22 protein-coding genes are annotated in these 26,671 nt (G+C 33.4%); 13 read left to right on the forward strand and 9 right to left on the reverse strand.

Annotated features, from left to right (window positions below):
- Window positions 1-19: 19 nt before the first annotated feature.
- The 8 genes from Q0873_RS09545 (at window position 20) to Q0873_RS09580 (ending at window position 9,477) form a co-directional block, all read left to right on the forward strand.
- Entirely contained in the window at window positions 20-1,603 is a 1,584-nt protein-coding gene (locus tag Q0873_RS09545) for a quinol:cytochrome C oxidoreductase (RefSeq protein WP_299106503.1), read from the forward strand.
- 35 nt (window positions 1,604-1,638) lie between these two features.
- Window positions 1,639-2,646, forward strand: coding sequence for a cytochrome c oxidase subunit II (locus Q0873_RS09550; RefSeq protein ID WP_299106506.1), 1,008 nt, complete (start codon window positions 1,639-1,641; stop codon window positions 2,644-2,646).
- A 33-nt stretch (window positions 2,647-2,679) separates the two neighbouring features.
- Complete coding sequence (locus Q0873_RS09555; RefSeq protein WP_299106509.1) at window positions 2,680-4,449, forward strand: cbb3-type cytochrome c oxidase subunit I; 1,770 nt, start codon at window positions 2,680-2,682, stop codon at window positions 4,447-4,449.
- Window positions 4,450-4,645: 196 nt separating this feature from the next.
- Window positions 4,646-5,668 carry a Holliday junction branch migration DNA helicase RuvB gene (ruvB, locus tag Q0873_RS09560; RefSeq protein WP_299106512.1) on the forward strand — a complete coding sequence of 341 codons (1,023 nt, stop codon included), beginning with the start codon at window positions 4,646-4,648 and terminating at the stop codon, window positions 5,666-5,668.
- A gap of 5 nt (window positions 5,669-5,673) precedes the next feature.
- The gene (locus Q0873_RS09565; protein WP_299106514.1) at window positions 5,674-7,404 is read left to right on the forward strand and encodes a solute carrier family 26 protein; all 1,731 of its coding nucleotides are present in this window, start codon (window positions 5,674-5,676) and stop codon (window positions 7,402-7,404) included.
- Window positions 7,405-7,413: 9 nt separating this feature from the next.
- Window positions 7,414-8,820, forward strand: a complete 1,407-nt coding sequence (locus Q0873_RS09570; RefSeq protein ID WP_299106516.1) for an MBL fold metallo-hydrolase — start codon at window positions 7,414-7,416, stop codon at window positions 8,818-8,820.
- An 11-nt stretch (window positions 8,821-8,831) separates the two neighbouring features.
- Complete coding sequence (locus Q0873_RS09575) at window positions 8,832-9,203, forward strand: rhodanese-like domain-containing protein (RefSeq protein WP_299106518.1); 372 nt, start codon at window positions 8,832-8,834, stop codon at window positions 9,201-9,203.
- A gap of 1 nt (window position 9,204) precedes the next feature.
- Window positions 9,205-9,477 (forward strand): heavy-metal-associated domain-containing protein, encoded by a 273-nt coding sequence (locus Q0873_RS09580; protein ID WP_299106520.1) that lies wholly within the window; start codon window positions 9,205-9,207, stop codon window positions 9,475-9,477.
- 57 nt (window positions 9,478-9,534) lie between these two features.
- On the opposite strand, the gene Q0873_RS09585 is transcribed toward Q0873_RS09580, so the two are convergent.
- Window positions 9,535-11,892 carry a TonB-dependent receptor gene (locus Q0873_RS09585; protein ID WP_299106523.1) on the reverse strand — a complete coding sequence of 786 codons (2,358 nt, stop codon included), beginning with the start codon at window positions 11,890-11,892 and terminating at the stop codon, window positions 9,535-9,537.
- A 496-nt stretch (window positions 11,893-12,388) separates the two neighbouring features.
- On the opposite strand from Q0873_RS09585, the gene Q0873_RS09590 reads away from it, so the two are divergent.
- From Q0873_RS09590 to Q0873_RS09605, 4 genes are all read left to right on the forward strand, one after another.
- Entirely contained in the window at window positions 12,389-12,874 is a 486-nt protein-coding gene (locus Q0873_RS09590) for a biotin/lipoyl-containing protein (RefSeq protein WP_299106525.1), read from the forward strand.
- 1 nt (window position 12,875) lies between these two features.
- On the forward strand, window positions 12,876-14,312 hold the full coding sequence (gene accC, locus Q0873_RS09595; RefSeq protein ID WP_299106528.1) for an acetyl-CoA carboxylase biotin carboxylase subunit: 1,437 nt from the start codon (window positions 12,876-12,878) through the stop codon (window positions 14,310-14,312).
- A gap of 195 nt (window positions 14,313-14,507) precedes the next feature.
- On the forward strand, window positions 14,508-16,049 hold the full coding sequence (locus Q0873_RS09600) for an acyl-CoA carboxylase subunit beta (protein WP_299106531.1): 1,542 nt from the start codon (window positions 14,508-14,510) through the stop codon (window positions 16,047-16,049).
- Window positions 16,050-16,156: 107 nt separating this feature from the next.
- Window positions 16,157-16,759 (forward strand): short chain dehydrogenase, encoded by a 603-nt coding sequence (locus Q0873_RS09605; RefSeq protein WP_299106534.1) that lies wholly within the window; start codon window positions 16,157-16,159, stop codon window positions 16,757-16,759.
- A gap of 30 nt (window positions 16,760-16,789) precedes the next feature.
- Here the strand turns inward: Q0873_RS09605 and arfB are convergent, their stop codons facing one another.
- The 6 genes from arfB to Q0873_RS09635 all read right to left on the reverse strand — a co-directional run bounded on the left by arfB (window position 16,790) and on the right by Q0873_RS09635 (window position 20,753).
- Complete coding sequence (gene arfB, locus Q0873_RS09610; RefSeq protein WP_299106538.1) at window positions 16,790-17,191, reverse strand: alternative ribosome rescue aminoacyl-tRNA hydrolase ArfB; 402 nt, start codon at window positions 17,189-17,191, stop codon at window positions 16,790-16,792.
- Between the two features lie 369 nt (window positions 17,192-17,560).
- The gene (locus Q0873_RS09615; RefSeq protein WP_299106541.1) at window positions 17,561-18,214 is read right to left on the reverse strand and encodes an ATP-binding protein; all 654 of its coding nucleotides are present in this window, start codon (window positions 18,212-18,214) and stop codon (window positions 17,561-17,563) included.
- Window positions 18,178-18,807, reverse strand: a complete 630-nt coding sequence (gene pnuC, locus Q0873_RS09620; RefSeq protein WP_299106543.1) for a nicotinamide riboside transporter PnuC — start codon at window positions 18,805-18,807, stop codon at window positions 18,178-18,180. The genes Q0873_RS09615 and pnuC overlap by 37 nt, the downstream gene beginning before the upstream one ends.
- Entirely contained in the window at window positions 18,791-19,051 is a 261-nt protein-coding gene (locus Q0873_RS09625; RefSeq protein WP_299106546.1) for a thiamine-binding protein, read from the reverse strand. The genes pnuC and Q0873_RS09625 overlap by 17 nt, the downstream gene beginning before the upstream one ends.
- 30 nt (window positions 19,052-19,081) lie before the next feature.
- On the reverse strand, window positions 19,082-20,083 hold the full coding sequence (locus tag Q0873_RS09630) for a hypothetical protein (protein ID WP_299106548.1): 1,002 nt from the start codon (window positions 20,081-20,083) through the stop codon (window positions 19,082-19,084).
- A gap of 43 nt (window positions 20,084-20,126) precedes the next feature.
- Window positions 20,127-20,753: a 4'-phosphopantetheinyl transferase superfamily protein gene (locus Q0873_RS09635; protein WP_299106550.1), complete on the reverse strand. Its 627-nt coding sequence runs from the start codon at window positions 20,751-20,753 to the stop codon at window positions 20,127-20,129.
- A 63-nt stretch (window positions 20,754-20,816) separates the two neighbouring features.
- Here Q0873_RS09635 and ahcY point away from each other — a divergent pair, with 63 nt between their 5' ends.
- The gene (gene ahcY / locus Q0873_RS09640; RefSeq protein ID WP_299106552.1) at window positions 20,817-22,133 is read left to right on the forward strand and encodes an adenosylhomocysteinase; all 1,317 of its coding nucleotides are present in this window, start codon (window positions 20,817-20,819) and stop codon (window positions 22,131-22,133) included.
- A gap of 69 nt (window positions 22,134-22,202) precedes the next feature.
- On the opposite strand, the gene Q0873_RS09645 is transcribed toward ahcY, so the two are convergent.
- The gene (locus tag Q0873_RS09645) at window positions 22,203-26,015 is read right to left on the reverse strand and encodes a T9SS type B sorting domain-containing protein (RefSeq protein ID WP_299106554.1); all 3,813 of its coding nucleotides are present in this window, start codon (window positions 26,013-26,015) and stop codon (window positions 22,203-22,205) included.
- A 113-nt stretch (window positions 26,016-26,128) separates the two neighbouring features.
- Entirely contained in the window at window positions 26,129-26,635 is a 507-nt protein-coding gene (locus tag Q0873_RS09650) for a ferritin (protein ID WP_299106556.1), read from the reverse strand.
- Between the last annotated feature and the right edge of the window lie 36 nt (window positions 26,636-26,671).

Consider the following 26,671-nt stretch of genomic DNA (forward strand, 5'->3'; position numbering starts at 1 on the left):
TAAATTAGATAATTAAGATATGTATCAGTTTTCAGGAAAATTAAAGATGCTTGCTATCATTTTAATGGTCTTAGGAGCTATTGGAACAACAATAAGTTTCATGTCTGCACCTAAAACATTAGAAGAGGCAAAAGAAATTTTAGCAAAACAGCACGATGCTCATCATGGTGGTCATGGATCAGCACATGGAGAGGCTAAAGAAGATCATGCTAAAGAGGCTAAAGCTGAAGATCACGCAAAAGAAACGCATGCTGAAGAAACTCATAAGGAAACGGCGGAGCACGCTCAAGATAGCACAGCTACTGCTCATGAGGAAGAAGCACATGCTCAAGATACTACAGCAGCTCACACTACTGAAGCAGTTGTAGAACACAAAGAAGAGGTAAAGGAAGTAAAAGAAGTTGCTCACGGTGCTACTGAAGCGCATGGTGAAGATCATGGAGATGCACATGCAGAGCACGTGTTTCATCAAATGCAAAACAGACCTTGGTCTGCATTTTATGTAGCAATGTTATTCTTCTTAGGAGTTACTTTATTAGTAATGGCTTTTTATGCAGCACAAAGAGTTGCACAATCTGGATGGTCTGTAGTATTATTCAGAGTAATGGAAGCAATTACCAACAACCTTCATTTCGTAAGTGTTTTTGTATTAATCTTTATTGTATTAACTGCAATGCACTATACACATTTATTCCCATGGATGGCAGATGGAGTATTTGATACTACTAGTCCAAACTACGATCCTATTGTAGATGCTAAGAAATGGTGGATGAATGTACCAGGATGGACTATTAGAGGTATTGTGTATTTAGCTATTTGGAATGGATTACGTTTCATCATCAGAAAGAAATCTATTCAACAAGATAATGGTGATTTAAAATTACACAAGAACTTATATAACTTATCTGTTGCATTTGTAGTAACGTTTATGGTTACAGAATCAATGATGTCTTGGGACTGGATTATGGGAATTGACCCACACTGGTTCTCTACATTATTCGGTTGGTATGTATTAGCTACATTCTTAGTTTCTGCTTTAACAGTAATTGCTATTGTAACTATTTACTTACGTTCTAAAGGAGCTTTACCATTAGTAAACGATAGTCATATTCACGATTTAGCGAAGTTTATGTTTGGTTTCTCTGTATTCTGGACGTACTTATGGTTCGCACAGTTTATGTTAATTTGGTATGCAGATATGCCAGAAGAAACTACTTATTTCGTTCAACGTTTTAACGAATACAAAGTACCTTTCTTAGGAATGGTGGTAATGAACTTTGTTTTCCCAGTATTATTATTAATCAATAGTGACTTTAAGAGTATTCCTTGGTTTGTAATATTAGGAGGTATTGTAATCTTAGTAGGTCATTATATAGATTTATTCGTAATGATCATGCCAGGAACTGTTGGAGGTCAATGGGGATTCGGAATAGGTGAAATTAGCGGTATTTTATTCTTTATGGGATTATTTATTTATGCTACATTTAGTGCATTTGCGAAAGTAGATCCTGTAGCAAAAGGAAACCCATTCTTACACGAGAGTGAAACGTTCCACTATTACATCATTGAACATAGAGGAGAAGACAAAGACAGTCATCATTAATATAATAATTAGAAAACAATAATAGTTTAGATAATATGCTCGCTTTATTTTATATTTTCATAGCAGTTGCACTAGGAGTAAGCTTTTGGCAAATTACTCGTGTAATGAATTTACGTTCTGTAATTGCTACAGATAAAGACAACGATACACAAGGTAAAATAGCATTAGGTTTCTTAGCCTTCTTATATGCAATGATGATTTACTGTTTAATTGCAATGAATGTGCTTATGTTACCAGAATCTGCTTCTATTGAAGGAGAACACGATGATAGATTATTTGATATCACGTTCTGGTTAATTGGTATTGTTCAATTCGGAATGCAATTTGTAATCTTCTACTTCTCTTATAAGTATAGAGGAAACAAAGACAGAAAAGCTTTATTCTTTGCAGATAGCCACAAATTAGAATTAATTTGGACAGTTATTCCTGCAGTAACAATTGTATTATTAATTGGATACGGTTTATGGGCTTGGAACAACGTAATGTATGTTGGAGACGATGAGAATCCAATTGTAATTGAGGTATATTCTCAACAGTTCCGTTGGGATGCTCGTTACGCTGGAGCTGATAACGAATTAGGTTTAGGAAACGTTAATTTTATCAAGGGAATTAATACGATGGGTGTTGACATGTCAGACCCTAAATCTCAAGATGATAAGCAGGTAACTGAATTATACTTACCAAAAGGAAAGAAAATATTATTCAAGTTCCGTTCGCAAGATGTATTACACTCTGCTTATATGCCTCACTTTAGAGCGCAAATGAACTGTGTACCAGGTATGGTTACTCAATTTGCATTTACGCCAAAGTATACTACTGAAGAAATGAGAGAAAATGAAGAGGTAAAGGCAAAATCAGCAGGAATTAATAAAATTAGAAGAGCTAAAGGAGAAGATCCGTATATCTTTGATTACTTGTTATTATGTAATAAGATTTGTGGAGCATCTCACTACAATATGCAAATGAAGATTACTGTTGTTGAAGAAGCTGATTACAACAAGTGGTTATCAGAGCAAAAGACCTTAGCTCAAGTTATTAAATAAGATATTTTAAAGATTATATAAAGATATAGAATTATGTCAGATCACCATCACAAAGAAACATTTGTAACAAAATACATCTTTAGTACCGATCACAAAATGATTTCTAAACAGTTCCTTATTACAGGTATGTTTATGGGTATCATTGGGGTGTTTATGTCTATGTTATTCCGTTTACAAATAGCATGGCCAGAAAAGTCATTTTCAATTATTGAAGCATTTTTAGGCTCACATCAAACAGATGGAGTTATGGATCCTGATATGTACTTAGCATTGGTAACAATTCACGGTACAATCATGGTATTCTTTGTATTAACTGCTGGATTAAGTGGTACATTCTCAAACTTACTAATTCCATTACAAATTGGAGCAAGAGATATGGCATCAGGTTTCTTAAACATGGTATCGTACTGGTTGTTCTTTATTTCATCAGTAGTAATGGTTATTTCATTATTTGTTGAAGCAGGGCCAGCATCTGCAGGATGGACAATCTATCCTCCATTATCTGCCTTACCTCAAGCAATTCCTGGTTCAGGAGCAGGTATGACGTTATGGTTAGTGTCTATGGCAATTTTCATTGCTTCATCATTAATTGGTTCTTTGAACTATATCGTAACAGTAATGAATTTACGTACAAAGGGTATGAAGATGACTCGTTTACCATTAACAATGTGGGCGTTTTTCATTACAGCTATTATTGGTGTAATTTCATTCCCAGTATTATTATCTGCGGCATTATTATTAATATTTGATAGAAGCTTCGGAACATCGTTCTATTTATCAGATATTTTCATCTCAGGAGAAGTATTACATTACCAAGGAGGTTCACCAGTATTATTCGAACACTTATTCTGGTTCTTAGGACACCCTGAAGTATATATTATTTTATTACCAGCATTAGGTATTTCATCAGAAGTAATTTCTACAAATGCTCGTAAGCCTATTTTTGGATACCGTGCGATGATTGGATCGATTATGGCAATTGCATTCTTATCAACGATCGTATGGGGTCACCACATGTTCGTTTCAGGAATGAATCCATTCTTAGGATCTGTATTTACATTTACAACGGTATTAATTGCAATTCCATCTGCAGTAAAAGCATTTAATTATATAACTACGTTATGGAAAGGTAACCTACAAATGAACCCAGGTATGTTATTCTCTATCGGATTAGTATCTACATTCGTAACAGGAGGTTTAACAGGATTAGTATTAGGAGATTCTGCATTAGATATTAATGTACACGATACCTATTTCGTAGTGGCACACTTCCACTTAGTAATGGGAGTATCTGCATTATTCGGAATGTTCGCTGGTATTTACCACTGGTTCCCGAAGATGTATGGTAGAATGATGAACAAGACGTTAGGATATTGGCACTTCTGGATTACGATTATCTCTGCTTACGGGGTATTCTTCCCAATGCACTTTATCGGGTTAGCAGGTTTACCACGTCGTTACTATACAAACTCAAACTTCCCAATGTTTGATGATTTAGCTGATATTAACGTATTCATGACAGTTATGGCGATTATCGGAGGGGTAGCTCAGTTAATTTTCTTAGCAAACTTCTTTATCTCTATTTACAGAGGTCAAAAAGCATCGCAAAACCCATGGAACGCGAATACATTAGAATGGACTACTCCAGTTGAGCATATTCACGGAAACTGGCCAGGAGCGATTCCAGAAGTACACCGTTGGGCTTACGATTATAGTAAGACTGATGAAAACGGAAACTATGTACACGGACAGGATTTCGTATTGCAAACAACACCATTGTTAGATGGAGAAGAACCATCTTAAACAATAGGATATCATATAAAAAAAGCCTTTCCATTGCGGAAAGGCTTTTTTTATATGAGTTAATTATTATGAAATTAGAAACAAAGATCAAGCACTTAGGTTGAGAAGAAACAATTCAATGCGTATCTTAGCGCTCGGATGTTGTGTAACTTAGATAACATAACAAACCTTTTATTTAAAGTATCTTTGTACCCATATGAACGAAAACTTAAATCCAGATAAAGAGAATTATTCAAATGACGAGTTAGATGTAGAAAAGAAATTACGTCCGCTCTCTTTTGATGATTTTACAGGTCAGGATCAAGCGATTGAGAATTTAAAAATATTTGTAGAGGCAGCAAATCAGAGAGGTGAAGCATTAGATCATACCTTGTTTCACGGACCTCCGGGATTAGGTAAAACTACCTTAGCACATATTTTAGCCAATGAATTAGGAGTAGGTATCAAAGTAACTTCTGGTCCGGTACTAGATAAGCCAGGAGACTTAGCTGGGTTACTTACCAATTTAGATGAACGAGATGTATTGTTTATAGATGAAATTCATCGATTAAGCCCTATTGTAGAAGAGTATTTATACTCTGCAATGGAAGACTATAAAATCGATATCATGATTGAATCTGGTCCGAATGCACGTACTGTTCAAATTAACTTAGAACCGTTCACATTGGTAGGAGCTACCACTCGTTCTGGATTATTAACAGCACCCATGCGTGCCCGTTTTGGAATAAGTAGTCGTTTACATTACTATTCAACAGAATTACTAACTACTATTATACAAAGGAGTGCTTATATATTAAATGTTCCAATTTCTATGGAAGCAGCTATTGAAATAGCAGGAAGAAGTAGAGGAACACCACGTATTGCCAATGCCTTATTACGTAGAGTACGTGACTTTGCACAAATAAAAGGAGATGGAAGCATTACCATTGAAATTGCAAGATACGCCTTAAAAGCTTTAAATGTAGATGCCCATGGTTTAGATGAAATGGATAACAAAATCCTATCTACCATCATTGATAAATTTAAAGGAGGCCCTGTAGGTATTACTACATTGGCAACAGCGGTTGCAGAAAATTCAGAAACTATTGAAGAGGTATATGAACCTTTTTTAATACAACAAGGATTTATCATGCGAACGCCTAGAGGAAGAGAAGTTACCGACTTAGCATATAAACATTTAGGAAGAATTAGAGGGAGAAGTCAAGGAGAACTGTTTTAATGTATATGAAATTACTTAAAAGAATCATACCTATTTTAGATTGGTTGCCCAATTATAAAAAATCGCAGCTCAGAGGAGATGTTTTGGCGGGTATTACAGTTGCCATTATTTTAATTCCACAAGGAATAGCTTATGCCTTAATTGCGGGCTTACCGCCAATTTATGGTTTATATGCGGCTTTATTGCCTCAGGTAATGTATGCTATTTTCGGATCGTCTCGTCAAGTAGCAATTGGTCCAGTAGCAATGGATTCCTTAATTGTTGCAACAGGAGTATCTACCTTTGCCTTAGCAGGTTCAGAAAGTTATATTTCTATAGCTATATTATTAGCTTTAATGGTGGGAAGTATTCAGTTTTTAATGGGAATATTTCGCCTAGGGTTTATCGTTAATTTTTTATCGAAACCAGTAATTACTGGATTTACCTCAGCAGTAGCCCTAACAATTGGATTGAATCAGTTTAGAAATTTGTTAGGAGTAGATTTTGTACAAAGTGATCAGATTCAGGTATTGTATGAAGATTTTGTAGAGAAAATAGGAAGCTTCCATATGCACACAACCCTTATCGGACTTGTAGCTTGTGCAATAATTATGGTACTAAGAAAGATCAATAAAAAAATACCAAGTGCCATTGTTGTCGTTGTTTTTGGAATAGGTATCATGCATATTCTAGGAAAAGAATTGGAAGGTGTAGCTATAGTAAAGGATATTCCTTCAGGGTTACCATCATTTGTATTTCCTGAAATAGACTTTTACTTGATACGAGAGTTAATGCCAATTGCACTAACGCTAGTAATGGTTGGGTATTTAGAAACCATATCCATAGGGAAATCTTTAGAAGAAAAACAAGATGAGTATCGTATACGACCAAATCAAGAGTTAATAGCTTTAGGTTTAGGAAACATTGTAGGATCCTTTTTCAAGGCATACCCTACTACCTCTAGTTTCTCGCGTTCTGCAATTAATGCAGAGGCAGGAGGAACCACAGGAGTTTCAGCATTGGTATCAGTTGCTTTAGTAATATTAACGCTATTGTTTTTAACACCTGTGTTTTACTTTTTACCAAAAACAGTGTTAGCTGCCATTATTATTGTAGCCGTCTTTAATCTAATAAGTGTACGCGAGGCAATACGATTGTTTAAAGCAAACAATTTAGACTTTTGGTTATTGCTAGCAACTTTTGTGTCAACATTGGTTTTTGGAGTTGAATATGGAATTATTACAGGAGTTGGATTGTCATTAATTATTTTAATTTTTAGAACATCAAGACCCTATGTTACTGAATTGGGAAAAGTACCAGATTCAGATTTTTACAGAAACAAGAACAGGTTTAAAGAAGTTATCCTTGATGAAGACGTGCTTGTTTTTCGTTTTGATGCGCAATTATTCTATGCCAATGCAAGTTATTTTAGAGAGCGACTAGATCAAATGGTTGAAAAGAAAGGAGCGCACTTAAAACTTATTGTTTTAGATGCAGAAAGTATTAACAGAGTAGACAGTACCGGAGTTGAAATGTTAAAGGACAGAATTAAGTACTTTGATAAAAAAGGAGTTCAGTTTTTCTTTGCAGGAGTAAAAGGACCTGTAAGAGATGCCCTATTTAGAGGAGGCTTACTTAAAATAGTATCGTTAAATCACTTTTTTATGAGAGCAAACGATGCGGTAATTTTTTATAAAACTGGAGATAATAAATCACAAATAAAATACGCACAATACATTCATCAAGCGTACGATTAAATTAATATTATGAAGATAGAGCAAATTTATACAGGTTGTTTAGCACAAGGAGCGTACTATGTAGAAAGTAATGGAGAAGTAGCAATTATAGATCCATTAAGAGAGGTACAGCCATATATAGATAGAGCTGCAAAAGATAATGCGAATATTAAATATATTTTTGAAACTCATTTTCATGCAGATTTTGTAAGTGGACACGTAACGTTGGCAGAAAAAACTGGAGCAACGATTGTATATGGTCCAACAGCGAAAACTACATTCGATGCGCACATAGCAAAAGACAATGAAGAATTTAAATTAGGAGATTTGACCATAGTTGCATTGCATACTCCTGGGCATACAATGGAAAGTACTACTTATTTATTAAAAGATGCTTCAGGAAAAAATCATGCAATTTTTAGTGGAGACACGTTGTTTTTAGGAGATGTAGGTAGGCCAGATTTAGCACAAAAAGGTGATGTTACTCAAGAAGATTTAGCCGGAATGCTATACGATAGTTTACGAACTAAAATTATGCCTTTAGCAGCTGAGGTTGTTGTATATCCAGCTCACGGAGCAGGATCTGCGTGTGGTAAAAACTTAAGTAAAGAAACCGTTGGAACTATTGGTGAACAAAAGAAAACGAATTATGCTTTAAGAGCAGATATGACCAAAGAAGAGTTTGTTGCTGAAGTTACAGATGGATTAACACCTCCACCAGCATACTTCCCATTAAATGTAAAATTAAACAAAGAAGGATACCAATCAATTGATGAGGTAATCAAATCAGGAGCAAAAGCATTGTCTATTCGTGAATTTGAAACAGTAGCGAATGAAACAGGAGCTATTATCTTAGATGTACGTCATCAATCGGAGTTTATCAAAGGATTTATACCAAATTCTATTTTTATAGGTTTAGGAGGAACATTTGCCCCATGGGTAGGAGCGTTGATTAAAGATGTAGCACAGCCTATTTTATTAGTAACACCAAAAGGAGACGAAGAAACAACCATTACACGTTTATCACGTGTAGGATTTGACAATGTTTTAGGATATTTAGATGGAAGTTTCGATACTTGGAAAGTTTCAGGAAAAGAGATGGATACCTTACGTTCTGTTTCAGCAAATGATTTAGAAAAGGCAATCAATGAAGGAGCGCCAGTGTTTGATTCTCGTAAGCCAGGAGAATATGCAAATGAGCATATCGTAGATGTACCAAGTACACCGCTAGATTATTTAAATGATCATATTAGTGAGTTTCCAAAAGATAAAGACTTTTATATTCACTGTGCAGGAGGATACCGTTCGGTAATTGCCGCTTCTATTTTAAAGTCAAGAGGATTTCATAATGTAATTGATGTTGCAGGAGGATACAGAGCAATTAAAGAAACCAATATTGCAAGAACGGCAGCGGTTTGCCCATCTACTTTAAAATAATAAGTTAAGTAATGAAAAGAATAATTGTTCTTGTTGGATTGTTTTTATTGATGCTATCCTGCATTTCTCAAGATAAGCAAGTAAAACAAGTTTCTGTTAATAATTTACAGGAAGTATTATCAACTAATAAAGCACAATTATTAGACGTACGCACTCCAAAAGAGTGGGAACAAGGAATTATTGAAGGAGCTATAAAAATTAATTTATTTGAGGAAAACTTCGAAGAAGAAGTACTTGAAAAGTTAACGAAAGAAAAACCTGTATATGTGTATTGCAGAACAGGAGGAAGGAGTAGTAAAGCTTCAGAGCTATTATTAAAAAACGGATTTGAAGTGTATAATGTTGCAGGTGGATATAATGAATGGAAACTAAAGAATAAGTAAGGTGAAAAGAGAAGTATATATAGAGAATTTGAAGTGTGGTGGATGTGCCGCTACTATTAAAAAAGGAGTATCGAATATATCTGGAGTAGAAGAGGTGGATGTAGATGTAGAAAAGTCGATAGTGTCTTTTTCTTCTGAAGAAAGCTTATTAACAGAGGTAAAAGAAAAACTTTCAAAACTAGGATATCCCGAAGTAGGAGATACTAATACGATAGTACACAAAGCAAAGTCTTTTGTAAGTTGTGCCGTAGGAAGAGTAAACAAAGAAAATTAAAAAAGAAAACCGAGCCATTTGGCTCGGTTTTACTTTCTCTAGCAATCCCCCTAAATATTAGAACTTTATTGTAGCCCCAATTAAAAAGTTTCTGGTAGCTTGCGGATAGAATCCTGCACCGTCACCAGTAATAGTGTTACCATTATCAGTGTAATCAAAAGTATAGTAATACCCTCTGTCTACATATTCTTTATCAAAGATGTTGTTTACTAAACCAGTAAATACAATAGACTTTATTACTTTATTGAACTGTACCTCGTAGGTGAAATTAAAATCACTTGTAAAGAATCCTTCTAAAACGTCTTGGTTAGATACTTCACTGTTAAGGTTACTCATAAACTGCTTTCCAACATATTTAGATAAGAAAGCTAATTGTAAGTTCTTTGTTGGCATATATACCAATGCGTTTCCAAATACGATATCAGGAGAAAAAGTAATAGGTGTTTCTCCTAAGTTTCTTAAAACTCCATTAATCGGAGCATAAAAATCGCTATTTACATTTTTACTAAAAGCTACATTTGGTTTGATATGTAAAGTTTCATCTAATTTAATGTCAGCATCAATTTCAATACCTAGTCGATAACTCTTACCACTTGAAGCTCTTAAAGGTTCTCCAGAATTAGAATCAATAGCACCCGTTAATACTAACTGGTTTTTATAGTTCATATAGTAAACATTGGTGTTTAACTTCACGGTATTGTTTTGTAAACGCCATCCTAATTCATAGTCATCTAAACTTTCATGCTTAGAGTTTCCTCCTTCAAAATCATTTCTGTTAGGCTCTCTATTAGCTCTTGCATAGGATGCATATAAACTATGCTCATCGTTAATCTTATACGTGAATCCAAGTTTCGGATTAAAGAAATTGTATACTTCGTTTACAGAAATTACATCTAAATCGTCTGTAAGACCAAGAGTTTTATAAGTTACAAACCTACCTTGTAAATCAACAAAAGCTTTTAATTGATCAGTAACATTGAATGTTGCTTTAGAGAAAATGCTAAAATCAACCTTACTCGATACACTTTCGTAATAGCGATCTCTAATATTTGTGTTTGGAGCTAAATCGCTTCCCCAAATTATTTCTCCGTAATGATCATTGTCATATTCACTATAAGAACCTCCCGTAATGATTTCAAATTTGTCGTTCTTATAAGTTATGTTTAAGTTTCCTACATAGAAATGGTTGTCTAACCATCTTCTTACAATTACATCACTTCCGTCATTGATTAATCCGGCATAATCAGCAGCATCTTCTCCTCCTTTAAATTGCTCGAAATAACCTTTTCCACGAGTATAGTTTAAACCAATGTTAGTAGACCAATTTTCATCTAAGGTTTCATTCCAGTGTAATTGGTAATGATCTTGTTGATAGTTGTCTGTTTCGTTATCATAGGTATAAGGATTTTGACGACGGTTTTCTTTTAACTGATCTGCCGTTAAACCAAACCAAGCTTGATATGTTTGCTCTTTACCTCCAAAAACTAAGGCCTTAATTAAGGTGTTTTCGTCCGTATAACTACCTTGTAAGAAGTACGATTTTAAATCTGTAAAAGCTCTGTCTACATAACCATCAGAATAAATATTAGACAAACGTCCAGCAAATTCAAAATGATCGTTTAGTTTACCTGTAGTAAACTTTACAGTATGTTTTCTGGTACCAAAAGAACCAAAAGAGTTTGAAATCTCTCCTCCTGCTTCTTCTGAAACAGCATCTGTTAAAATATTTAAACTTGCTCCAAAAGCTCCAGAACCATTCGTAGAAGTTCCTACTCCACGTTGTAACTGTAAACTTTGTGTAGAAGAAGCAAAGTCACCCATATTTACCCAAAAAGTACCTTGACTTTCAGCATCGTTATAAGGAATTCCGTTTACGGTAACATTTACTCTAGAAGCATCCGAACCACGAACTCTTAAATAGGTATATCCAATACCAGCACCTGCATCTGATGATGAAATAACATTGGGTAAGTAATTCATTAAAATAGGAATGTCTTGCCCTAAATTACGCTTGGCGATTTCTTTTTTGGTTAAGTTAGAGTGTGTAACTGGTGCATCTGCCTTTACACGAACTGCCGATACTAATACTTCATCTAAAACATTTTCATCTGAATTTAATGTAAAGTTTATAGTTGTATTCTCTGTTACTTCTAACTCTTTAGAAACTGTACGATGACCTACATATGAAACTTCAAGAGTATAGCTTCCTTTTTCAAGATTTAGCTTATACTTACCATCAAAATCAGTGGAGGTTCCTTTGTTTAACTTAGTGATTAAAACTGTTGCACCAGCAAGAGGAGTATTCTTATTATCTACTACCTTTCCTGATACTGTAAATGTTTGTGCATTTACTGTTAAGCTAGTAAACACTACCATTAAAAAAGCTACTATCTTCACTTGATTAATAAAAGACATTAGTCTCATTTTTTATAAAAATATATACTTGAATAAAAAGAGGTAATTATTCTATGTTTTGTTTGAATAATTATTTGTCATCACAAGAAGTTTTAAAATGAAATACTGTATTTCATTAAAACTAGATTACTATAGTAATTTCCCCCATTACCATGTAATGACATTTAGTTTCCCTTGGCAACATTATTTGCCCAGGTTCATTGGGTATGATCTCAGCCTGATTTTAATTATAAGTTTTTAATGTTGAATTTTTAAGTTAACTATATAACTATCAACTAAACACTAATAACTCAAAAAGGCACCCCTTTACGAGAACGGCGCAAAGGTACATATGAATTATGAAATAAGAATGATAAAAAGTTTGTTTTTAAAGGGAATCATCCAAAAGAGTATGAAGTTGTTACCTCATAAGTAAGTCATTTGAATCAATTTACAAGATTAACCCATTCAGTCCGTTGTAATTTTAATATTTTAGTAGGGAAATAATCAGACATTTATGAGTAAAACTTTTAAAACAAGCGTTAATAAAACGCATGGTTTTGATTTTACAGAAGCGCAAATTGAAGCGTTAGACATCGTAACAAAATCAAAAAACGAGTTCCATATACTTGAGGAAAACCAATCGTATCAGGCAACCATACTAAAATCAAATTTCAATCAAAAGACATATACTGTTCAAATCAATGGGAATACGTACGAAGTGCAAATTTCTAATGAATTAGATATGTTAATTGACGAATTAGGATTGGAAGTAGCTGCAGAAAAGAAAGAAAACGATATGAAGGCACCAATGCCGGGATTAATTGTTTCTGTTGCTGTGGAAGTAGGCCAAGAAATAAAAGAAGGAGATGGAGTATTGGTATTAGAAGCTATGAAAATGGAAAATACCTTATTAGCACCAAGAGATGGAATTGTAAAATCGGTAGCGATACAAGCAGGGGACAAAGTAGAAAAGAACACGGTTTTAATAGAAATGGAATAGTATGAAAAAGATATTAGTAGCAAATAGAGGAGAAATTGCTTTGCGTGTTATGCGTACAGCAAAAAAAATGGGGATTACTACCGTAGCTGTTTTTTCTGAAGCAGATAGAAACTCACCGCATGTAAGTTTTGCAGATGAAGCAGTATGTATTGGACCTGCACCTTCTAATCAATCCTATTTATTAGGAGATAAGATTATAGAAGTAGCAAAAGAACTAAATGTAGATGGGATTCACCCTGGATATGGTTTTTTAAGTGAAAATGCAGCTTTTGGAGAAGCTGTTGCTAAAGCAGGAATTGTATTTATTGGGCCAAAATCTCATGCCATTGAAGTAATGGGAAGTAAATTGGCAGCTAAAGATGCAGTAAAAGCCTATGACATACCGATGGTACCAGGAATTGATAAAGCTGTTACAGATGTTGCCTATGCAACTAAAGTAGCGAATGAAATAGGGTATCCGATTCTAATCAAAGCCTCAGCAGGAGGTGGAGGAAAAGGAATGCGTGTTGTAGAAAAAGAGGAAGAAATACAAGAACAAATGCAACGTGCAATTTCAGAGGCGGAATCTGCTTTTGGAGATGGTTCTGTATTTATTGAAAAATATGTGGGCTCTCCACGTCATATAGAAATTCAAGTATTGGCAGATAGCCATGGTAATGTGGTGCATTTATTTGAACGTGAATGTTCTGTACAACGTCGTCATCAAAAAGTAGTAGAAGAAGCACCATCAAGTGTATTAACTCCAGAAATTAGAGAAGCTATGGGAGCAGCGGCCGTAAGAGTTGCACAAGCTTGTGATTATTTAGGTGCTGGAACTGTTGAGTTTTTATTAGATGAAAATAAGAACTTTTACTTCTTAGAAATGAATACACGTTTACAAGTAGAGCATCCGGTTACCGAAATGATTACCGGAGTAGACTTAGTAGAACAGCAGATAAAAATAGCAAGAGGAGAAGCCTTATCATTTAGTCAAGAAGATTTACAAATTAACGGACATGCTTTAGAACTACGTGTATATGCAGAAGATCCATTAGATAATTTTGCGCCGAGTATTGGTGTGTTAGAAACCTATCAGCATCCAACTGGGGCAAATATTCGTGTAGATGATGGTTTCGAAGAAGGAATGGAGATTCCGATTTATTACGATCCGATGATTTCTAAATTGATTACCTACGGAAAAACTCGTGAAGAGGCTATTGAGTTAATGAAACAAGCCATTAGTAATTATAAAGTAAAAGGAATTGCAACTACTTTACCTTTTGGAAAGTTTGTTTGTGAGCACGAAGCTTTTACTTCAGGAAATTTTGATACGCATTTTGTAAAGAAATATTATACGCCTGAATTGTTAGAAGCAGAATATAAAAAAGAAGCAAAGATTGCAGCACAAGTTGCTTTACAGCAGTATTTAAAGGAGCAACAAGTTTTAAAGACTTGCTAATTACTATTAATGAAGTGCGTTAGGGATTGCAGCGACATCCTTTTTTGTGTTGGTAGCATCGTCATTACGAGTGAAACGAAGTAATCCGTTTAAATTGAAAGATTGCCGCAGCAAATAGTTATTTGCTTCGAAATGACTCACAAAAAAGATATAGCATAAAGCCCGACCGAAGGGAACGCCCAAAAAAGAATACAGATGAAATCTAAAATAGAAGCATTACAAGATAAAATATCAGAAGCTAAATTAGGAGGCGGACAAAAACGTATTGATCGTCATCATAGCAAAGGAAAATTAACAGCACGTGAACGAATAGATTATTTCCTAGATGAAGGTTCTTTTGAAGAAGTAGGAATCTTAGTAACCCATAGAACCACCGATTTTGGAATGGACAAACAAAAGTTTTATGGAGATGGAGTGGTTACAGGATACGGAACAGTAAACGGACGTTTAGTATACGTATTTGCACAAGACTTTACCGTGTTTGGGGGTTCATTATCTGAAACACATGCCGAAAAGATTTGTAAGATTATGGATTTGGCAGTAAAAATAGGAGCGCCATTAATTGGATTGAATGATTCGGGAGGAGCACGTATACAAGAAGGCGTACGATCGTTAGGAGGATATGCCGATATTTTTTACAGAAATGTACAAGCCTCAGGAGTGATTCCGCAAATTTCTGCAATTATGGGGCCTTGTGCCGGAGGAGCCGTGTATTCACCAGCCATGACCGATTTTACCGTTATGGTAGAAAATACTAGTTATATGTTTGTTACAGGACCGAATGTGGTAAAAACTGTAACTAATGAAGAAGTTACCTCTGAAGAACTAGGAGGTGCAAGTACACACGCAACCAAATCAGGAGTAACACACTTAACGGCAGCGAATGATGTACAATGTTTAGAAGATATTAAAACATTGTTGAGCTATATGCCACAGAACAATCAAGAAACTACGGCTAAAATACCTTTTGAATTAGGTGATGAAATCCGTGAGGAGCTGGCAACTATTGTTCCTGATAATGCCAATAAACCTTATGATATTCGTGCAGTAATTGATGGAATTGCAGATAGAGAATCCTTTTTTGAAATTCATAAAGACTATGCCGATAATATCGTTGTTGGTTTTGCACGTTTGGCAGGAAGAAGTGTGGGAATTGTAGCTAATCAACCAATGAGTTTAGCAGGGTGTTTGGATGTAAACAGTTCTAAAAAGGCAGCACGTTTTACGCGTTTTTGCGATTGTTTTAATATTCCGTTATTGGTATTGGTAGATGTACCTGGATTCTTACCAGGAACCGATCAAGAATGGAATGCAATTATTACAAACGGAGCTAAATTATTATATGCGTTAAGTGAGGCAACTGTGCCAAGAGTGAGTGTAATTACTCGTAAAGCCTATGGAGGTGCCTATGATGTAATGAACTCAAAACATATTGGTGCCGATATGAACTTTGCTTGGCCAAGTGCAGAAATTGCCGTAATGGGAGCGAAAGGAGCAAGTGAAATTATCTTTAAAAAGGAAATTGCCGAAGCAGAGGATCATGAAGCAAAGCTAGCAGAGAAAGAAGCTGAGTATGCAGATAAATTTGCGAATCCGTATAGAGCAGCAGAACGTGGATTTGTAGATGAGGTAATTTTACCACAAGATACCCGTAGAAAGTTGATTAAAGCATTTGCTATGTTGGAAGATAAACAAGTAACACGACCAAATAGAAAACACGGGAATATTCCGTTGTAAGAAAGATTTAAGTAAAAAGGTTAAAGGTTTAATGTCTTTAACCTTTTTTATTTTTTGAATCAAGGCAAAGAAAAAAGAAGAGAAAAGAAAAATAAAGTAGAATAAAAATGAGAGTTTTAGTCATAGGAGGAAATGGAACAATTGGGAAAACAGTTGTTTCAAGCTTTAAAAACGACAATGAAGTGTTAGTCGCAGGTCGTTCAAGTGGAGATGTTATTGTAAATATAGCAGATAGTAAATCTATTCAATCTATGTTTGAAAAAGTAGGTAAGTTAGATTCCATAATTTGTATTGCAGGAGAAGCAAAATGGGATGATTTTAATAAGCTTACCGAAGAAGACTTTTATATTGGATTGAAAAGTAAACTTATGGGGCAAGTAAATCTAGTTCGTATAGGGAAAGATTATTTAAACTCAAATGGTTCTATAACATTAACCACTGGGATTTTAGCAGATGATCCAGTAATAAAAACAACAAGTGCAGCAATGGTAAACGGAGGAATACATAGCTTTGTTCAAGCAGCGGCTCTTGAAATGGAAAACGGAATTAGAATAAACGTTGTTTCTTCTGGAATGGTGGAGGATGCATACGAAAAGTACAAGGACTATTTTCCTGGACATAATCCGATACCTATGAGAAAAGTAATAAATGGATATCTAAGAAGTGTAAAGGGAAAAGGGAATGGAGAAATCATTCGAATTTACGATTAAGACTAAAACACCATTTATTCAATAAATATTTTAAAACCGAAACTTTTTTCGGTTTTCTTTTTTTTCTGACTGTTGTTTTTTGGCTTCTATACGTCTTTTAACAGAAGCTTTGGTTGGTTTGGTTGCTCTCCTAGATTTTGGTTTTATAAGGGCTTTTTTTAAGAGTTCAAAAAAACGTTTGGTAACCAATTCTTTGTTTCTATGTTGTGAGCGACTTTCTTGTGAGGTGAGCGTTAGTATATGCTCTTTAGAAAGACGATTGGCCAAGTTTTTAAGAAGTCGTTCTTTTTCTGTGTCTGAGAGCCCTAAAGAATTTGGTATCGAAAAACTGAGTTCTACTTTCGTAGCAACCTTGTTTACATGCTGTCCACCCGCACCAGAACTTCTAACGGCTTTAAATTCTAATTCATTATAAATTTGTTCTTGGTTCATGGTTTTTTGATGTATTTCAAATATAGGTAAATCTGCTTTTGTAGAGATAGAATTAAAGAAGAAAGGGTTATCTCACTATCGTTTGGAATGACATTGTTTTTCGGTTCGTCATAGAGAGGAGTGTAAACGACGTGGCTATCTTTTTTTCGACAAACAGATTGCTTCGTTTCACTCGCAATGACGTAGTTTTTTGTCTTGTTCATTTTGTCTTAAAACAAAACGAACCGTAAATTGTATCGAGAACTTATGTTAACTGTCTCGATACAATTATTATTCCTTTTAATCACAAAAACTACTCGACATGACATCACTACTAAGAAGTATTATTCTCAACATGTACTTGATGATAAACAAATATAGTTAAACGACTTATACATCGTAATTAGGAGTATCGTTTGTTTGATGTAAGAAGTGCATATCTACATCGGTAAGTGTATCTGAAAAAAAATACAGATTCTCCTTTTTAGACAATAAATCGTCTATGATAGATATCGCTTTTTTTAAACGTGTTTGTTTATCGCCTTTTAATAATACATATGGGCGATTGTATTTTTTGAGTGCCTTTTCAAAGGCATTAAACATTTCTAATCGTTGTTCGGGTCTGTCTCGTAAATCGTCTTCTTCCCAAGGAGTATCTATATAGGTTAAGAAATAAATATCATAACTATTTTCTACGGCTGCTTCGTCTAGTAATGGATCTACAAATCCACCATAATATTCTTCAGAATATACTTTGGTTTCTAACAAGTCGGTATCACAAATAAGCACTTTATCTGCTTTCTTAGCCAAATCGTTTTCAAGTTGCATCTGTCCTTTAGCAATAGGAAGTATGTCCTTTTCTTCGCAAATGGTACGTTCGTTATTCCATTTTTCTTGTAAATAATCTCTTGCAAACTCAGGAGCCCAAACGGTATTATAGTGACGAGCTAACTGACGAGAAAGTGTGGTTTTACCCGTGCTTTCTGGTCCAAAAAGTACCACTTTTACTAAGTTGATAGGTTGCTGTCTAAGTGTTTTTTCCATGCTAAATAACCGTAGATTGCTATAACTGTAAATATCAAGTATTGAAAACTTGTAAATGTAAATCCTTTATAAAGATACAAAGGAATAGAAATAAGGTCACCAATAATCCAATAAATCCAGTTTTCAATTTTCCTTCTTGCCATCAACCACATTCCAACAAAGAAAATAGCGGTAGTAAGGGTATCAATATAGGCAGTCCAGTTGTTCCATTTGTCAAAAAATGTATATACACCATAAACAAATAGTAAAGTACCTAAAAAGATAAATACACTTGTTCTTTTTTCTTGAGGGGTGGTCCTAGAAATAGGAGTTACATGTGTTGCATCAACTTTACGAGTCCAGATATACCAACCATATACACTCATGATAAAGTAATACCCATTAATCATCATGTCACCCAAAAGTTGCCATTTTAAAAGCAGGTAAACAAAAATAGAAGTACTAATCATTCCAGTTGGAAAGACCCAGATTTTATTTTGTTTTGAATACCAAACAGATAAAAATCCAAAGATAACCGCAATGATTTCAAGCCAAATATCTAAAGGAGTGTAAGTGGCGTATTGTCCGAAAAGAAAATCAAAAATTTGGCTCATAATCGCTACGATCAGATTTTACAATTTTCATTAATAAGATTCCGTTATCTATCAATTCAAATGAATTTTTTAATTCGGAAGTAATTAGCTGCATTACTTTATCATAATCCCCATATACTTGTGTGCTTAACGGATTTTCAAGAATGGTTAAACCAGAAGCTCTTAACTTTTTTATAAAATCAATAATAGGAGCTTCAAATTCGTTTTGAAGTGGAGTTAATGTTAACTCAACAGATATTCTCATTGTAAAATAATTAGAGAGCAAATATAAAGGCTATTTCTTAAATAAGTTTTTGAGTTTTTCTTTTGATATTTTCTTTAAGTCTAAATTGAGTTCTGTATTACTTAAGGATTGATTTAGTTCTATTTTATCATAGTATACTACTTTTGTGTCATCATTTCCACCAATGAAAATTAAATGGGTTTTACCACAAATAGGTAACTTTTCAAAGTTTAAATGCAAAGCATTTCTTTGATATACTATAAACGCATCTAATTTTTCATAAACGAGATAGATATTAAATCCACCGATTTTATTGTTGTTACATTTGAAATTTACATTGATTTTATCTTTAATTAAAGCAAGTTTATCAATATTAATCCATTGGTAATTATTCTTAGTTAAAATAAAGTAGTTTCTATTCAACTTATTTTGATATTCAATTTCAAGCTCCTGATTTCTCCAATATTCTTGTTGTTTTTTTCTGAAATCATCTAAAGAATCTCTATGGATGGTTGTTGATTTTGTTATTCCTCCTCCTAGGTCCTGTTGGACGTAAACATAATTTTGATCTGTTAGCTCCCATTTAATATTACCTAAAGAATCGTTTTCTGACAAGAAAATGTCATTATCTCTTAGTTTTCCTTTTGGAGGGTATATAATTAACTTTTCTCCTTTTTTAAGTTTTAATTCTTTTCCATTTGAAGTAAATACAATTTTTAAAACACCAGAGGTTTCTAATAGTTTATTATCTGTAGTTAAGGTTTGGATGTTACGATACAAGATTTCATTATAATCATACAATTCTATTAGCTCTAACTGCACCTTTTCGGTTTCTTTTAATTCAAATAAATCTCTATCGTAAAAAATGACAGTACCATGCTTTCCTATAATTTTTTTATACTCTATCATATCTAAATCAACAAATTGAGATTCCTCATTTGAAAATTCAGCTAGATGGTTAGTTGGGATAAACAGTGCTCGATTTTCTTTTTGACAAGAAAAAAGGAATAAGGTAGCTACAATAAGCGTAAAAAGGTAGTGTTGAATTTTCATAGTAATTGTTTTGATGTTTTTTTAATCAAAACTCATACCAAAGCTAACTAGCATATACACAGGTAAATCCTTCTGTTTCTAAGAAATGAATATCATACTCTGAAGTTTGTCCTTCGTATAATATTTTACCCGTAGTTTGATTGGTGTCGAAAGAGAAATCTTCGATATAAATGTTTTCTAAGAACAATAATTTTTTCTTTCCATAGATTTTATACAAACTCTCTTTGGCTCCCCAAACAATAGTTAGTTTGCTTACCAAGGCATCGTGGTTAGCAATCGATTTATACTCTTCAATAGGTGTAAATTTATGCGCAATTTTTACAATTTTATCACGCTGTTTTTCAATATCAATCCCTACAGGTTTTTCCTTTGAGACAATGATTCCAGAAAAAGTGAAGGAATGAGTGATGGAAATGTAGTTTCCGTCTTTTAAATGAGGTTTTCCAAATTCATCATACACTAAATCAGCATCGTTATAACCTACTTCATTTAATAAATGTCGTACACTTAAAAAGCCTCTTCGATGCAAATCTGACTTCATATTATTCAATCGATTAGCACTATTTGGAGTAAGCTCAATTCCCTTGGCAAGATCTTCAAAAGATTCTTCAATCTTCCAAATCAATACTTTAGAATTATCGTTTACCGTTAATGTTTTGTGAATAGGCATATTTTAGAAAGTTATTTCGTAATTTTGCGACTCAAAAATTTAGATATATAAATATACAAAAATATGAGCACAAAAACCGCTACTTATGTTCCTTACAAAGTTAAAGATATTTCTTTAGCTGATTGGGGAAGAAAAGAAATTGAATTAGCTGAGGCAGAAATGCCTGGATTAATGAGTTTACGTGAAGAGTATAAAGATGAGCAACCTTTAAAAGGAGCTAGAATTGCAGGATGTTTACACATGACGATTCAAACTGCGGTTTTAATTGAAACTTTACAAGCTTTAGGAGCTGAGGTTACTTGGAGTTCTTGTAATATTTTCTCTACACAAGATCAAGCTGCTGCTGCAATTGCTGCTGCTGGTACGCCAGTATATGCTTGGAAAGATATGACTGAAGAAGAGTTTGACTGGTGTATCGAGCAAACTTTATTCTTTGGAGAAGATAAGAAGCCATTAAATATGATTTTAGATGATGGTGGAGATTTAACAAATATGGTATTAGATAAGTACCCTGAGTTAGCTGAAGGAATCAACGGATTATCTGAAGAAACTACTACAGGAGTACACCGTTTATACGAAAGAGTAAAGAATGGAACTTTACCAATGCCTGCAATTAATGTAAATGATTCTGTTACAAAATCTAAGTTTGATAACAAATACGGATGTAAAGAATCTGCAGTAGATGCTATTCGTCGTGCAACGGACGTTATGTTAGCTGGAAAGCGTGTAACTGTTTGTGGTTATGGTGATGTAGGAAAAGGTACAGCTGCTTCTTTTAAAGGAGCTGGTTCTATCGTTACGGTTACTGAAATTGATCCAATTTGTGCGTTACAAGCTGCAATGGACGGTTTTGAAGTAAAGAGATTAGAAACGGTTGTAGGGAACTCTGATATTATCATTACAACTACAGGAAATAAAGATATCGTTCAAGGACGTCATTTCGAAGCAATGAAAGACAAAGCTATTGTTTGTAACATTGGTCACTTTGATAATGAAATTGACATGGCTTGGTTAAATGAAAACTTTGGTGATACTAAAGATACGATTAAGCCTCAAGTTGATAAGTACAATGTAAACGGAAATGATATTATCATTTTAGCAGAAGGACGTTTAGTAAACTTAGGATGTGCTACAGGTCACCCAAGTTTTGTAATGTCTAACTCATTTACAAACCAAACATTAGCGCAGATCGAGTTATGGAACAATGCTGATGCATATAAGAATGAGGTGTATATGTTACCAAAACACTTAGATGAGAAAGTAGCAAAATTACACTTAGCTAAGATTGGTGTTGAATTAACAGAATTACGTGAGGAGCAAGCTTCTTATATTGGAGTAACTGTAGAAGGACCATATAAGCCAGAACATTACAGATACTAGTATAAAGGTTTGAGATTTGAGAATCAAGAATCAAGAATCAAGAATCCAGCAACTTAGTTGCTGGATTTTTTATTTTCTTAAAAGACTGAAATATCCTTTTTTTCTTATAATATTTCCATTTGGAGCTATGAGTTCGGCATAGAACCAATAGTTGTCAGAAGGCAATTGTCGTCCATTATAGTGGCCATTCCATCCTGGATCATTTAACGATAATACTTTTAACATTTTTCCAAAACGATTATAGATTTTGACTATTCCTGATTTGTAAAAACTTTGCTCTAATCCTAAGATATGCCATGTATCTTTTATACCATCCTCATTAGGAGTGAAAAACTTAGGATAAGTTATTATAGAAGTTTCGAAAGACTGAATACCACAACCATTAATGTCTTTAATTAAAATAGTATAAATACCTCCATCTAAATTGTCGAAATTAGGAGAAATTTGATAATCACGAATAATATTAGAATTAGAATCTAGTAGGCTAAATTCATAATTTCCTAATCCAATATTTTGAGTATTTATAGTGATGCTATTGTTTTCAGAATCATCAATTATCTCTAAACTATTGATTGAAATGGAGGATATAGAAGATTCTATGACATTAATACTTTTGATGTCAGATTCACATCCTGCATTAGAAATTGCTTTAACGGAGTAAATGCCTCCTTTAGATACGTTAGTGTTTATTGAATTACTTATTACTTTACCACTAGAATCTTTCCATTCATATTTATAGTTTCCATTAGGATTTTTAGCCCTGAGCTCTAATAAAGAGTTACTAGTAATACAAATAAGTGCTTTAGTATCTAATTCAAAAGAAGGTTTTTCCTTTACAATAAATTCTATGGTTGTTTCATCATAACAGATACTATATTTCGGGTTTTCTACTCTCGCTCTTATAGATTGTGAGTTAGTTACAAATGGATTGGGTAAAGGACTTGGTAGAGCATCGTTATTTTCATCAAAATACTTTACCAACATACCAGTTTGATTTCCTAATAAAACACTTTGAATCTTACTTGTATCAAAAGAAGCAATATTATCAAAATCAGTATCACATTGCTCTTGTACCAGAATAGAATTGGCTACTGGGGTTGAGTTTACTTTAAAGTTTATAATTGTTTCATCATAGCACTTTCCGTTAGGGTCTTGTGATATTGTATTAATTACCTTTGCTGTAATAGATTGAGTAGGTGTAGCAAATGGGTTAGGTAATGGACTAGGAAGTTCATTGTTTTTTTCATCAAAATATTTAACAAGAACATTTGTCTGATTACCAATAATTGTATTCTGAATATAGGACGTGTCAAAATCATATATTCCATCGCTATCATTGTCACATTGAGGGTTTACTATTACAGAATTTGCAATAGGAAGTTTTTCCACCTTTAGCGTAATATGATGTCCTAATCCTAAACAGTCGTTATTTAATTTACTATCTACTCGAATATAAATATCTTGACTATTAGGAGAATCGGTATTTTCGTAATTGCTAATATTTGTAATTACATTTTGTTCAGCTAAAGCATCTGCTTCACTTTTGTAGTATTTAATAAGGAGTTGCTGATTAGCTGGGAATAAATCTTTTACTTCTTGAGTAACAGAACTAAAATCAAATGAAGCTATTCCATCTGATGTATTAGAACCATTATCACATTTATAAAATGTTTTAGAAAAAGAGTTTGGTATTTGTGTTGTTGAAATAATTAGTTTTACCTCTGCTACCTCAAAACACCCATTACTGTTTTCTACTCTTGCCCATACAGTATCATTACTCACTGTTCGATTTGCATATGTAGTAGGGTTAGGTATTGGATTAGTATTATTTAGTGCGAATGTTTTTTCTTCAAAAAAAGTAATTGTGTAATTTTCTGGGGTTGAAATTATTTTTTCTTTTACTTCATTTAAATTGATGTTACTAAATCCATTGATATCTAAGTTATCACATTGTTTTAAAGAAACCGAAGTGTTAATGTTTGGTAATTCATTTACTTCAATAATAAAAGAAGTTTCACCAGACTTTGAAGGGTCGGATAAATGTTCTGCCTTTATATAAATGGTTTCTTTTCGAGTTGAGTTTATATAACTTTCTGGATTAGAAATGATATTTGTTAAGTCTACATTTTTGTAGTATGATATTTGATAATCAGACAAGGGTTCATTAATTAAAATTTTATTTTCGTTTTGGGTAAGATCAATTTTAATAATACCATCAGTTTTGGTGCCAAACGAAGTGTTGTCGCAAATTGATAGTATAGGGATTTGTTGATTGATAGTGTTGCCGATTATTAAACCGCAATTCTCATTAAATTTTGTTATTGTTCCTTCCCATTCATTTCCATCGCTTGTTCTAATAATATGTCCGAAGTTTTTATATTCTTGAGAAACATACGAGTTAAAGTGTAAATTTCTGCTTAGATAGTAGTAGTTGTTAACAGAACTTTTAAAAAAACCACTTATTCTACCCCAAAAAAGTGAGTCTTTATTAATTCCGTTACTTATTATGCGTTTTATGTTTCCGTTAAAGTCGTAAACTGCTAAAAAGTAGTCACTTGAATGAAAAGCTCCCTTTATATGGTTTCCATCTGTACTTAAAAATTCTACTTCTTCGATTTTATTATCAAAAGCAGCTACAGAACCTATTGTTATTACTTCATTTTCAGATATTATTGTTTTATATCCAGTTCCAGTATAGGAATGTGCAGCGCCTTTAATCCATTCGCAAATACCTTTGTTATTTACTTTTGCTATAAAAAAAGTCCCAACGTTTTCTTTGGTAATAGTTCCATCGGTATTTTCAAAGATATGATTAACATCTTTTCTCCATCTGTCATTTGACCCAGATATATAAGAGTTTCCTTCATCGTCTGTAGTCGTAGACCAAGCTATCACACCATTTATTTTAGAATCATTTAACAAGCTCTTTACTCTCCATAAAAAATCTCCATCTTTATTAAACTTTATTAAAAATGTTTTCGTGTCGGGACCTGTCCAATTAATAGTATTTGGATTATTAGTCTTCCCAGCCGAATATATTTCTGCTTGAGAACTACAATAACCAGTTACGTATATATTATTGTTTTTATCACTTCCAATATCGATTAAGAATTCACTATTAGGTCCAGAGGTTTTAATAGCAGTATACCATAATAATTTTCCTTCCGAGTTTAATTTTAATACAAAACGATTAACATAATTACTGTCATTTCCCATTTGCTCGAAGTTTGATAAATTGTCAGTAATATGTCCGTTTAAATAAAAATTAAATTTAAAATTGTTATATATAGAAACGTCACCGCTCAATAAAATATCTCCATTTTGGTCTATATTTATTTTTTTACTAAAAATATTATCAATGGTAATATGCCATAAAAGCTCTCCATCCATATTAAGTTTAACAATAAAGCCAGATGAAAAGTTATTGGTGTGATTAAAGATTGTTTGTGATCCTTTAGAATCAAAAAAAGTACCCTTAACGGAATGTCCAATTACATATATATTTCCGTCTTTGTCTTCTACAGATCCAAACATAACATCTCTATATGAAGTGATGCTTTTTTCGGTATATACAATCCATTTAAGATTTCCATTATAATCATGCTTTGTTAAATAACTTCCATCTTTATTTTTTAAATTATTATAAATATTGTTGTCATTTGAAGCGAAGGTTTGCTTATTGTATTGACCAGTTGTTAAGAAACCTCCATTTACCTCTTCTAAATCGGTCGTTTCGGGATCATGGTAACCAGGAAATTCATTATTATTATACTGACCATTATAAATATCAATATTATTGTGAATTAGCGTCCAACAATCATTGTTTTGCGCGATAAGAGAAAAACTGAATAAAAATACAAAGTAGAATATTTTTCTTTTCATAGCTTATTTTTAGAATAACAAATATAAGATTCTAAGTAGGATTTATAAATTATCTAAATCACAAAAAAAACCGCAACTTACTTGCGGTTTTTTTATATACTGTTAAGAAAGATTTATTCCGTAGGAATACGCTCATCAACCATTTTTAATGGCATGTCATCCATTAGGTCAATCATGTCTAAAATATCTCTTACTTTTTCCTCTTCTTCCGCTTGTTCTGTTACAAACCACTGTAAGAAAATTTCAGAAGTAAAATCACCTACTTTTCTTGCGGTTTTAAATACATTATGAATAGCTTTCGTAACTTCTATTTCTGCATCTAAAGAAGCTTCAAATACAGCACGTAAACTTTCATATTCATGAACTACTTCTGTAACCGTTGGAGAAAGTGCACTTCCACCGTTATCATTTACAAACTTGAATATTTTCATCATATGCGTTCTTTCCTCTTCTGCTTGATTATAAAAATAAGTAGCACTATTTCTAAGTTCTCTTTGATCGCACCATGAAGCCATAGCCAAATATTTAGAAGAAGCTTTTTGTTCCATCATTATTTGATGGTTTAATAAATCCACCACTTCTACATCCAAAATCATGTCTCTCCTTATTGCTGTTTCCATGTTCTTTTTAGTTTTTTAGGTTACTATAAAGATACA

It is taken from the genome of uncultured Tenacibaculum sp. (assembly GCF_947498805.1).
GTDB lineage: Bacteria > Bacteroidota > Bacteroidia > Flavobacteriales > Flavobacteriaceae > Polaribacter.

What these genes read in the sequence shown, in the direction of transcription:
- Q0873_RS09545 (WP_299106503.1), top strand. Translation starts at nt 20, where the DNA reads ATGTATCAGTTTTCAGGAAAATTAAAGATGCTTGCTATCATTTTAATG.
- Q0873_RS09550 (WP_299106506.1), top strand. Translation starts at nt 1,639, where the DNA reads ATGCTCGCTTTATTTTATATTTTCATAGCAGTTGCACTAGGAGTAAGC.
- Q0873_RS09555 (WP_299106509.1), top strand. Translation starts at nt 2,680, where the DNA reads ATGTCAGATCACCATCACAAAGAAACATTTGTAACAAAATACATCTTT.
- ruvB (WP_299106512.1), top strand. Translation starts at nt 4,646, where the DNA reads ATGAACGAAAACTTAAATCCAGATAAAGAGAATTATTCAAATGACGAG.
- Q0873_RS09565 (WP_299106514.1), top strand. Translation starts at nt 5,674, where the DNA reads ATGAAATTACTTAAAAGAATCATACCTATTTTAGATTGGTTGCCCAAT.
- Q0873_RS09570 (WP_299106516.1), top strand. Translation starts at nt 7,414, where the DNA reads ATGAAGATAGAGCAAATTTATACAGGTTGTTTAGCACAAGGAGCGTAC.
- Q0873_RS09575 (WP_299106518.1), top strand. Translation starts at nt 8,832, where the DNA reads ATGAAAAGAATAATTGTTCTTGTTGGATTGTTTTTATTGATGCTATCC.
- Q0873_RS09585 (WP_299106523.1), bottom strand. Translation starts at nt 11,892, where the DNA reads ATGTCTTTTATTAATCAAGTGAAGATAGTAGCTTTTTTAATGGTAGTG.
- Q0873_RS09590 (WP_299106525.1), top strand. Translation starts at nt 12,389, where the DNA reads ATGAGTAAAACTTTTAAAACAAGCGTTAATAAAACGCATGGTTTTGAT.
- accC (WP_299106528.1), top strand. Translation starts at nt 12,876, where the DNA reads ATGAAAAAGATATTAGTAGCAAATAGAGGAGAAATTGCTTTGCGTGTT.
- Q0873_RS09600 (WP_299106531.1), top strand. Translation starts at nt 14,508, where the DNA reads ATGAAATCTAAAATAGAAGCATTACAAGATAAAATATCAGAAGCTAAA.
- Q0873_RS09605 (WP_299106534.1), top strand. Translation starts at nt 16,157, where the DNA reads ATGAGAGTTTTAGTCATAGGAGGAAATGGAACAATTGGGAAAACAGTT.
- arfB (WP_299106538.1), bottom strand. Translation starts at nt 17,191, where the DNA reads ATGAACCAAGAACAAATTTATAATGAATTAGAATTTAAAGCCGTTAGA.
- Q0873_RS09615 (WP_299106541.1), bottom strand. Translation starts at nt 18,214, where the DNA reads ATGGAAAAAACACTTAGACAGCAACCTATCAACTTAGTAAAAGTGGTA.
- pnuC (WP_299106543.1), bottom strand. Translation starts at nt 18,807, where the DNA reads ATGAGCCAAATTTTTGATTTTCTTTTCGGACAATACGCCACTTACACT.
- Q0873_RS09625 (WP_299106546.1), bottom strand. Translation starts at nt 19,051, where the DNA reads ATGAGAATATCTGTTGAGTTAACATTAACTCCACTTCAAAACGAATTT.
- Q0873_RS09630 (WP_299106548.1), bottom strand. Translation starts at nt 20,083, where the DNA reads ATGAAAATTCAACACTACCTTTTTACGCTTATTGTAGCTACCTTATTC.
- Q0873_RS09635 (WP_299106550.1), bottom strand. Translation starts at nt 20,753, where the DNA reads ATGCCTATTCACAAAACATTAACGGTAAACGATAATTCTAAAGTATTG.
- ahcY (WP_299106552.1), top strand. Translation starts at nt 20,817, where the DNA reads ATGAGCACAAAAACCGCTACTTATGTTCCTTACAAAGTTAAAGATATT.
- Q0873_RS09645 (WP_299106554.1), bottom strand. Translation starts at nt 26,015, where the DNA reads ATGAAAAGAAAAATATTCTACTTTGTATTTTTATTCAGTTTTTCTCTT.
- Q0873_RS09650 (WP_299106556.1), bottom strand. Translation starts at nt 26,635, where the DNA reads ATGGAAACAGCAATAAGGAGAGACATGATTTTGGATGTAGAAGTGGTG.